The 8913-nt window shown below is 72.2% G+C and carries 9 protein-coding genes; 7 read left to right on the forward strand and 2 right to left on the reverse strand.

Features of this window, described 5'->3' with window-relative positions; genetic code table 11:
• The 7 genes from E2E34_RS37640 to E2E34_RS26905 form a co-directional block, all read left to right on the forward strand.
• Window positions 1–605 (forward strand): ATP-dependent DNA ligase (locus E2E34_RS37640; RefSeq protein ID WP_500691567.1); only part of this gene is annotated, 605 nt, incomplete at its 5' end.
• Window positions 606–690: 85 nt separating this feature from the next.
• Complete coding sequence (locus E2E34_RS26880; protein ID WP_138904499.1) at window positions 691–990, forward strand: zinc ribbon domain-containing protein; 300 nt, start codon at window positions 691–693, stop codon at window positions 988–990.
• 47 nt (window positions 991–1037) lie between these two features.
• Window positions 1038–1817, forward strand: coding sequence for a hypothetical protein (locus E2E34_RS26885; RefSeq protein ID WP_138904500.1), 780 nt, complete (start codon window positions 1038–1040; stop codon window positions 1815–1817).
• Entirely contained in the window at window positions 1814–3133 is a 1320-nt protein-coding gene (locus tag E2E34_RS26890) for an ATP-binding protein (protein WP_138904501.1), read from the forward strand. The genes E2E34_RS26885 and E2E34_RS26890 overlap by 4 nt, the downstream gene beginning before the upstream one ends.
• A gap of 126 nt (window positions 3134–3259) precedes the next feature.
• Window positions 3260–3628 (forward strand): SH3 domain-containing protein, encoded by a 369-nt coding sequence (locus E2E34_RS26895; RefSeq protein WP_138904502.1) that lies wholly within the window; start codon window positions 3260–3262, stop codon window positions 3626–3628.
• Window positions 3629–3783: 155 nt separating this feature from the next.
• Entirely contained in the window at window positions 3784–5163 is a 1380-nt protein-coding gene (locus tag E2E34_RS26900; RefSeq protein WP_138904503.1) for an FtsW/RodA/SpoVE family cell cycle protein, read from the forward strand.
• The gene (locus E2E34_RS26905) at window positions 5160–6617 is read left to right on the forward strand and encodes a penicillin-binding transpeptidase domain-containing protein (RefSeq protein WP_138904504.1); all 1458 of its coding nucleotides are present in this window, start codon (window positions 5160–5162) and stop codon (window positions 6615–6617) included. Before E2E34_RS26900 ends, E2E34_RS26905 begins: the two co-directional genes overlap by 4 nt.
• A 107-nt stretch (window positions 6618–6724) precedes the next feature.
• On the opposite strand, the gene E2E34_RS26910 is transcribed toward E2E34_RS26905, so the two are convergent.
• Both E2E34_RS26910 and E2E34_RS26915 read right to left on the reverse strand, forming a co-directional pair.
• Window positions 6725–7579 carry a hypothetical protein gene (locus E2E34_RS26910; protein ID WP_138904505.1) on the reverse strand — a complete coding sequence of 285 codons (855 nt, stop codon included), beginning with the start codon at window positions 7577–7579 and terminating at the stop codon, window positions 6725–6727.
• A 53-nt stretch (window positions 7580–7632) separates the two neighbouring features.
• The gene (locus tag E2E34_RS26915) at window positions 7633–8736 is read right to left on the reverse strand and encodes a ferritin-like domain-containing protein (protein ID WP_138904506.1); all 1104 of its coding nucleotides are present in this window, start codon (window positions 8734–8736) and stop codon (window positions 7633–7635) included.
• Window positions 8737–8913 lie beyond the last annotated feature (177 nt).

Raw genomic sequence — 8913 nt, forward strand, 5'->3', positions numbered from 1 at the left:
GCGATCGTCGGCAGCGTCAGAGGTGTATAAGAGACAGGGCGTACGTCGCCTTCGACGTCCTGGCCGTGCCGGGGCGCGACGTGCGCGAGCTGCCGCTGGAGCAGCGGTGGGAGCTGCTGGGCGACGCGCTGCGGGAGGCGGGTCCGCAGGTGCAGCGGGTGCTGGCGACGACCGACCGGGAACAGGCCCTGGTCTGGTACGAGGCGCTGGTCGGCCAGGGCGTGGAGGGCCTGGTGTGCAAGGGCCTGGCGTCGCGCTACCGGCCCCGGGAGGCCAAGTCCTGGGTGAAGGTGCGGCACGCGGACACGCGGGACGCGGCGGTCGTCGGCTACACGGGCACCGCGCGGGCCCCCCGGGCGCTGGTGCTGGTGCTTCCGGGTGACGCGGACCCGCTGCTGTCGAGCCCGCTGACACCGACGGTGCGGGCCCAGGCGCGGGAGGCCCTGGCCGGGCTGGCGGACGAGGGCGAGGAGCGGATCGTGGCCATCGGGCTGGGCGACGTGCCGTACCGGCGGGTGTCCGCGGGGCTGCTGGCCGAGGTCCGCCGGAACGTCGGCCGGCACGCGACCTCCACGGTCCTGCGGCTGCGTCCCGGCGACCGCTGAGCGGGGCCCGGCGTCGCGATCGGCGGGGTTGGTGCAGACTCGACAGCAGGGCAGACAAGGATCACGGCACGGAGGGGACCACCGAATGATCATCTTTGGCAGCAAGAGCTACCTCTACCAACTGGCCATACTCACCCTGGTCTGCGGGCGCTGCGGCAACCCGGCCGCGCACACGCTGAAGAAGCGCGTCAGCAAGTTCACGCTGTTCTTCGTCCCGCTGTTCGCGTTCTCCACGAAGTACACGACCCAGTGCACCTTCTGCGGCGCCGAGCAGCAGATCGGCAAGGAGCAGGCGCAGCAGCTCGAAGCCACGCAGGCGCAGGGCGGCGGTGGCCAGGAGCACCTGGGCGCGCCCGAGCCCGGTCGCAACCCGTACCAGCGCTGAGCCGAGCGCACCGCACCCGCACCCGAGGCACAGAAGCGAGGGGAGCCTTGAGCGCGCACCGTCCCGCCCGCGCGGCACTGCTGCTCCTGACCGCCACGGCGGTCCTGTCGGCGCTGGCGGCGCTGTCCGGCTGCGCCGACGCCGGCGAGCTGGAGAGCGCCGGGCCGACGCCCACCGCCATCGGCCCCACCCGGCTGTGGCCCGAGCGGCCGGCCGCCACCGTCCCTCCGATGGACTACGGCGAGGGCGAGACGGAGACGGTACGCGGGATCGAGGTGCCCGGCGACGACGTGCGCGCGGTGCGGCCGGTGGCCGTCGTCCAGGCGGAGCAGGCCGCGCGTCCGGACGCGCTCAGCGGGCCAGACGGGATGTACGAGCAGACGGCCCGGCAGCTGCGCGAGTGCGACACGAAACCGAAGGCGTGCCCGGTGCTCAAGGCGTACTACCGGGACCTCACCGGCGACGGCAAGGACGAGATGATCATCGGGGTCTCGCTGCCGAAGGGGCAGCTGGCGGTGCGCTGCTACCTGGCCGAGAAGGGCCGGCTCATCCGCGTCATGGGCACCAGCGACGCCGTGATCGGAGTGTCGCTGGCGGGCCGCGACCTCATCATCCGGGCGCCGTCGAACCTGCCCGGTTACGAGTACCGGACGGCCTGGTCCTGGGACGACCACCAGCACGCCATGCTGCCCACCCGCGACGAGATCCTGCGGGTGCACGAGGAGGGCGGCGAGCCCCTGCCGTCCCACTCGCACACGGTCTCCCCCGCCCCCGGCCCGACCTCATCGGCCACCGCCCATGCCTCCGCCTCCGGTGGCGGCCGATGAGGCTCCGCCTGCCGGCCTGGACCGCACGCCTCACCTGGAAGGCCGCGGCCTTCATCACCGTGATGTGCTGCGCGCTCGCGGCGCTGCTCGGCGCGCTCGTACACGTCTCCGTGACGCACCAGACGCTCAACCAGGCCCGTGAGAAGGCGCTCACCCGGCTGGCGGAGGCGACCCGGGCGTACGAGGCGGGCGATCCGCTGCCGCCGGACACCGGCATCGACCCCGACGGCCTGCCCGCCTCCCTGCGCGATCTCGCGCTGTCGGGCCGGCGCGGCACACTCGTCAGCGAGCACGACGGCCGCCCCACCATGTGGGCGGCGGCCCCGGCCGACCGCCGGGCCATGGCCGCCGAGATCGACTACAGCCAGGGCGTCGGCACGATCATGGGCCTGGACCGGGCCATCGTCGGCTCGTCGCTCCTGGCCATCTCGGTGACGCTGCTGGTCGGCGTCTTCGCCGTGACGCGCGTGACGCGCCGGCTGCACCAGACGGCCGGGGTGGCGCGCCGGATCAGCGCGGGCGACCTCGACGCGCGCGTCAACGACCCGCGGACGAAGGCGTCTTCACGGCCCCAGGACGAGGTGGCCACGGTCGCCGGCGCACTGGACGCGATGGCCTCCACCCTCCAGCGCAAGCTGCAGAGCGAGCAGCGCTTCACCGCCGACGTGGCCCACGAGCTGCGCACCCCGCTGACCGGCCTGCACGCGGCGGCGGAGCTCCTGCCGCCCGGCCGGCCGACCCAGCTGGTCCAGGACCGGGTGCGGGCGATGCGGCTGCTGACCGAGGATCTGCTGGAGATCTCCCGGCTCGAAACGGGCAGCGAGCAGATCAGCCGGGACGCGCACCGGATCGGCCCGCTCGCCGAGCGCGTGGCGCGGGGGCCGGCGCGCGGGCCCGGCGCCCCGGCGGAGACCCCGACGGAGGTCCGGATCGTACGGGACGCCTACGTGGAGACCGACCGGCGTCGGCTGGAGCGGGTGCTGGGCAATCTCGTCGGCAACGCGCACCAGCACGGGGGTGAGCCGGTCGTACTGACCGTGGACGGGCCGGTGGTGACGGTGCGCGATCACGGCGAGGGCTTCCCCGGCTACCTGGTGGAGCACGGCCCGCAGCGCTTTCGCACCGAGCCGCGCTCCGGAGGCAAGGGGCACGGCCTCGGCCTGACGATCGCCGTCGGGCAGGCGGAGGCGATCGGCGCGGAACTCACCTTCACGAACGCGCCGGACGGCGGGGCGGTCGCGACGCTCAAGCTGCCCGAGGTCCATCCCGACGAGGCGCCCGAGGGCGGCCCGGGCGACAGTGCGCACGCAGAGTGACGAATTGCGATCAGTCAGTGGCGAATTTAGTGTGAATCGGGCGAGTCGAGGACCGGTTCGCTTACGGACCGGAGCCCCCCACCGCCCTTCGCCACGGCGAAGGCCCCTCACCTGTCAGGAGCCGACATGCCCCTGCTTCCCCGGTCCCCGCTCTCCAGGCTCGGCCTGTGCGCCGCCGCGGGCGCCCTGGCCGCCGTCACCGCCGCGAGCCCCGCGCTCGCCGCCGCCGACCCCGTGCGGCCCACGGCCGAACGTTCCCACACGTACAAGGGGCGCGTCATAGCCAAGTCCGGGCTGCTGCTGCGCGACAAGCCGACCCGCGGCAGCCGGGTCATCGGCAGCAAGCCGTACGGCGCGATCGTCCACATCTTCTGCAAGACCCGCGGCGGCAACGTGCAGGGCAACGACCGCTGGTACCTGCTGACCGACGGCACCTGGGCCTGGGGCTCGGCGCACTACATCGCGAACATCGGCGCCGTCCCGCGCTGGTGCTGACGCCCCATCGCTGACGCGGCGCGGCTGACGCGCGGTCAGCACGCGCCGCTCGTACCCCCTCACGCCCGAGGCGTGCGGCTCACGCCGTACGGACTCCTCGGGCGTGAGCCGACATATACGTACATACAGCCCGCTCGCTTGCTACGTTGCCTGACATGACCGCAACGACGGTGGACGCTCCCCCGCCCGACCTACGCCTCCCCAAACGGCGCGGCGTGGAACTCTCGCTCCTCGTCTGCGCCGTCCTCATCGCCGTCTACGGCTACATCGACGTGGGCCTGACCAAGAACGACGCGGTGCCCCCCGACGCCGCCGGCTACGGCGCGGGCCTCGGCGTCCTCGCGCTCCTCGCCCACCTCGCCGTCCGCTTCCGCGCCCCGTACGCCGACCCCCTGCTGCTGCCGATCGCGGTCCTCCTCAACGGCCTCGGCCTGGTGCTGATCTACCGCCTGGACCTGGAGACGCCGAAGGACCAGGCCGCGCCCACCCAGCTCGTCTGGTCCACCCTCGGCGTCGCGCTCTTCATCGGCGTGGTGATCCTCCTGCGCGACCACCGCGTCCTGCAGCGGTACGCCTACCTGTCGGTCGCCGCCGCCCTCGCCCTGCTGATCGTGCCGATCTTCTTCCCCGCCGTGAACGGCGCGAAGATCTGGATCCGCGTCGGCGGCTTCTCCTTCCAGCCGGGCGAGTTCGCGAAGATCCTGCTCGCCGTCTTCTTCGCCGCCTACCTCGCGGCCAACCGCAACGCCCTCGCCTACACCGGCCGCAAGATCTGGAAGCTCCAGCTCCCCACCGGCCGCGTGCTCGGCCCGATCGTCGCGATCTGGCTGCTCAGCGTCGGCGTACTCGTCCTGGAGCGCGACCTCGGCACCTCGCTGCTCTTCTTCGGCCTCTTCGTGATCCTGCTGTACGTCGCCACCGGCCGCACCGGCTGGATCGCCGTCGGCCTGCTCCTCGCGGCGGTCGGCGCGTTCGTCGTCGGCTCGCTCGAACCGCACGTCCACAGCCGCGTCCAGGACTGGCTGCACCCCTTCGCCTCCATCGACGCCGGCCGGGGCCCCGGCCAGCTCGCCCAGTCCCTGTTCGCCTTCGCGGCCGGCGGGATGCTCGGCGCGGGGCTCGGCGCGGGCGACTCCATCCTCATCGGCTTCGCCGCCAAGTCCGACTTCATCCTGGCGACGGCGGGCGAGGAGCTGGGCCTGTCCGGACTCACCGCGGTCTTCCTGCTGTACGCCCTGCTCGTCGCCCGCGGGTACCGGGCGGGCCTCGCCCTGCGCGACCCGTTCGGGCGGCTGCTCGCGATCGGTCTCGCCTCGATCCTCGCCCTCCAGGTGTTCGTCATCGCCGGTGGCGTGATGGGGCTGATCCCGCTGACCGGCATGGCGATGCCGTTCCTCGCGCAGGGCGGGTCGTCCGTCGTCACCAACTGGATCATCGTGGCGTTGCTGATCCGGGTCAGCGACTCGGCCCGCCGGCCGCAGCCCGAGCACGTCGAGACCGGCGTCATCGCGCCCGTCGTGGAGGCCGACCAGTGATCCGCTACATCCGCCGCGCGGCCGGGTTCTGCCTGCTGCTGCTCGTCGCGCTGCTGCTGAACGCCGCCCGTGTCCAGGTCCTCCAGGCCGAGGCGCTCGACGACAACCCGGCCAATCGCCGCAAGACCATCGGCCGTTACGAGCAGAAGCGCGGCGACATCGTCGTCGACGGCAGGGCGGTCACCGGCTCCCGGGACAGCGGTGAGCAGTTGCGGTACGAAAGGACTTACCGGCACGGGCCGTTGTACGCGCCCGTCACCGGCTACGCCTCCCAGACGTACGGCACGACCCTTCTCGAACACGCCGAGGACGACATCCTCTCCGGCACCGACTCGATGCTCGCCCCGCTCCCCCTGTGGAACGAGATCACGCGCTCGCGCCAGCCCGGCGGCGACGTCGTCACCACCATCAAGGGCGCGGTCCAGCGGGCGGCGTACCACGGGCTCGCCGGCCGCAAGGGCGCGGTGGCGGCGGTCGAGCCGTCGACGGGGAAGATCCTGGCGCTGGTGAGCAGCCCGTCGTACGACCCCGAATGGCTGTCGGGCACCGGGAAGGCGGTCACGGGCGCGTGGGCCCGGCTGAACGGCTCGCCGCGTCAGCCGATGCTCAACCGGACCATCCGGCAGACGTACCCGCCGGGGTCCGCGTTCAAGATCGTGACGGCGGCCGCGGCGCTCGACACCGAGGTGGTGACGGACATCGGGGCCCCGACGAGGACGCCCGAGCCGTACGTCCTTCCCGGGACCAGCACCACCCTGCCCAACGAGGCGCGCGGCTGCCGCGACGCGTCGCTGGAGTACGCGATCCGGGTCTCGTGCAACACGGTGATGGCGGAGCTGGGGGTGCGGGTGGGAATGGCCGGAATGCTCGACACCGTGCAGAAGTTCGGCTTCAACGACGACGGTCTGAAGATCCCGTCGAGGGTGTCCCGGAGCAACTTCGACACCAGCATGACCGCCGACCAGCTCGCGCTCTCCTCCATCGGCCAGTACGACACCAGGGCGACACCGCTCCAGATGGCGATGGTCGCGGCGGCGGTCGCCAATGGCGGTGAGCTGAAGTCGCCGTACCTGGTGGACCGGACGACGGACTCGGACGGCGACACCGTCACGCGCGACAGCCAGAAGTCCCTGCACCAGGCGATGAATCCGGCCACCGCCACGCAGCTCCAGCAGATGATGGTCGACGTCGTGGAGAACGGGACGGGGACGAACGCCGCCATCCCGGGCGTCCGGGTCGGCGGCAAGACGGGCACGGCGCAGCACGGCGTCGACAACACGGGCACGCCGTACGCCTGGTTCATCTCCTGGGCGCACGAGAACGGCGACGGGCAGCCGGCGGTCGCGGTGGCGGTCGTCGTGGAGGACGCGTCGGCGGACCGGGCCGACATCAGCGGCGGGGGCAGCGCGGCGCCGATCGCACGGGCGGTGATGCGGGCGGCGCTGGACGACTGAGCGGGCGCCGGTCCCCGCGCGGGTCCGGGCACCTGCCCAGGCCCGCACGGGAACCGGCGCCCGCCGCCTTCACACCGCGTACGTCGTTCCCGGCCCCGGCGGCGTGCTCAGCCGATCGGCTGCCGTGACTCCTCCCGCACCTTGAGGGTGGTCGCGGCGATCTTGTCGAGGTCGACCGACCGGGGGTCCTGCTTCGACGTCTCGGGGGTGACGACGGCGACCGAGGCGCCCGTGTTCCCGTCCGCCCAGGCGCACATGGGCATGGTGACCGTGGATCCGGCCTGCGTCGCGGTGAGCACCTGGCAGGTCAGCGTGATGCCGGAACCGGCCGGGGTGATGTCCTTGGCAGGGACGGCGAGGGTGGCGCCCTGACCGTCCTCGGCGCCGGCCATCATCTTCTCGCGGGTGCCCTCGGGGTCCTTGAACTGGCCGTACATGCCCGAGATGACGAGCACGCTCGGGGCGGTCGGCGAGCCGGCCGTGTACTGGCCGACGGCCGGCCGGGGGTTGCGGACCTTCGAGTCGTACGTCCCCTCCAGGGCGTCCTTGCCCTGGGTCTGCGACAGGTCCTGGGCCAGCTTGTACTCACCGTCCAGCATCGTCTTCGGCACGGTGAGCCGGTACTCGGCCTTGGGGAACCCGGCTCCGGTGGCCACGGACCCGGCCTCGGTGGCCGCGTTCACCACCCACCCGACGGCCCCGAGACCCACCAGCGCGACCACGCCGATCGCGATGAACGCGCCGGTCCGGTTCTTGCGCGGCGGCGGCCCTGCCGGCGGCTGCCCCCACGCCCCCGCCTGACCGGGGTGCTGCGGCGGGAAGGGCTGCCCCGGGTAGGACGGCTGCTGCGGGAACTGCGGCTGCTGCGGGGGCTGCTGCGGATACGGCTGCGCGCCGTAGGGATGCGGCGGCTGCGGAGGTCCGTACGGGCCGGGGGGCTGCTGGGGCGGCGGCGTGGTCATGCCGCAGACGCTACTTCACGCCGGGAGGCGCCCGGACCGTCCGCCCGCCGCGATCAGGCCGCGCCGTCCGCGATCGCCCTCTCGACCTCCGCCACCCGCGCCGCGTCCTCCGCCTCGAAGCGCCGCTTGTCGAGCGCTTCGGCGAGCTCCTCGTCCTGGGTCATGAGGAGGTCCAGACTGGAGTCGCCCATCTCGAAGACGCCCATGTCGAGGTACGCCTTCTGCAGGCGCGGCCCCCACAGGCCGATGTCCTTCACGCACGGCACGATGCGGCTGAAGAGGAGCTTGCGGAAGAGGTGCAGGAACTCGGACTGCTCCGAGAAATCCTGCGCCTCCTGGTGCGGGATGCCGAAGTTCTCCAGTACCTCGACCCCGCGCAGCCGGTCGCGCATCAGGTAGCAGCCCTCGATGACGAACTCCTCGCGCTCGCGCAGTTCCGCGTCGGACAGCTGCTTGTAGTAGTCGCGCAGCGCCATCCGCCCGAAGGCCACATGCCGGGCCTCGTCCTGCATGACGTACGCGAGGATCTGCTGGGGCAGCGGTTTGTCGGTGGTGTCGCGGATCATGCCGAACGCGGCGAGGGCGAGTCCCTCGATGAGGACCTGCATGCCGAGGTACGGCATGTCCCAGCGGGAGTCGCGCAGGGTGTCGCCCAGCAGGCTCTGGAGGCTGTCGTTGACCGGGTAGAGCATCCCGATCTTCTCGTGCAGGAAGCGGCTGTAGATCTCCGCGTGCCGGGCCTCGTCCATGGTCTGGGTGGCGGAGTACAGCTTGGCGTCCAGGTCGGGCACGGACTCCACGATGCGCGCCGCGCACACCATGGCGCCCTGCTCGCCGTGCAGGAACTGGCTGAACTGCCAGGAGGAGTAGTGCCGGCGCAGGTCGCCCTTGTCCTTCTCGGTCATCTTCGCCCAGTGGCGGGTGCCGTAGAGGCTGAGCGCCTCGTCCGGGGTGCCGAGCGGGTCGTACGGGTCGACCTCCAGGTCCCAGTCGATGCGGGTGGCGCCGTCCCACTGCTTGTCCTTGCCCTTCTGGTACAGCGCGAGGAGGCGGGCGCGCCCTTCGTCGTACTCCCAGCTGAAGCGTGCCGCGCCGGAGGCGGGCACCTGCCACAGCGGGTCCGGCGGGGCCTTGGTGTAGAGCTCGTGCGTCGACACTGACGCCTCCTGGTCGCATATCCCTTGAGACAGTGGACAGTTGGCAGCGTCACACGTTGGTAGACGACGGGTCAACAAGTCGTGCGCAAGGGATTGACTGCCTTGCTGACACGCAGTCTCATAAGAGGTACCCGCCGGGCCCAGCCATCCGGGGACGACTCCGTGCCCCCCGAACCC

The sequence above is a fragment of the Streptomyces albidochromogenes genome, from assembly GCF_005981925.1.
Classification (GTDB): Bacteria; Actinomycetota; Actinomycetes; order Streptomycetales; family Streptomycetaceae; genus Streptomyces; species Streptomyces albidochromogenes.

Excerpts from the sequence above, each read along its gene's own strand:
- E2E34_RS26900 (WP_138904503.1), top strand. The coding sequence starts at position 3,784 with ATGACCGCAACGACGGTGGACGCTCCCCCGCCCGACCTACGCCTCCCC.
- E2E34_RS26890 (WP_138904501.1), top strand. The coding sequence starts at position 1,814 with ATGAGGCTCCGCCTGCCGGCCTGGACCGCACGCCTCACCTGGAAGGCC.
- E2E34_RS26895 (WP_138904502.1), top strand. The coding sequence starts at position 3,260 with ATGCCCCTGCTTCCCCGGTCCCCGCTCTCCAGGCTCGGCCTGTGCGCC.
- E2E34_RS26910 (WP_138904505.1), bottom strand. The coding sequence starts at position 7,579 with ATGACCACGCCGCCGCCCCAGCAGCCCCCCGGCCCGTACGGACCTCCG.
- E2E34_RS26880 (WP_138904499.1), top strand. The coding sequence starts at position 691 with ATGATCATCTTTGGCAGCAAGAGCTACCTCTACCAACTGGCCATACTC.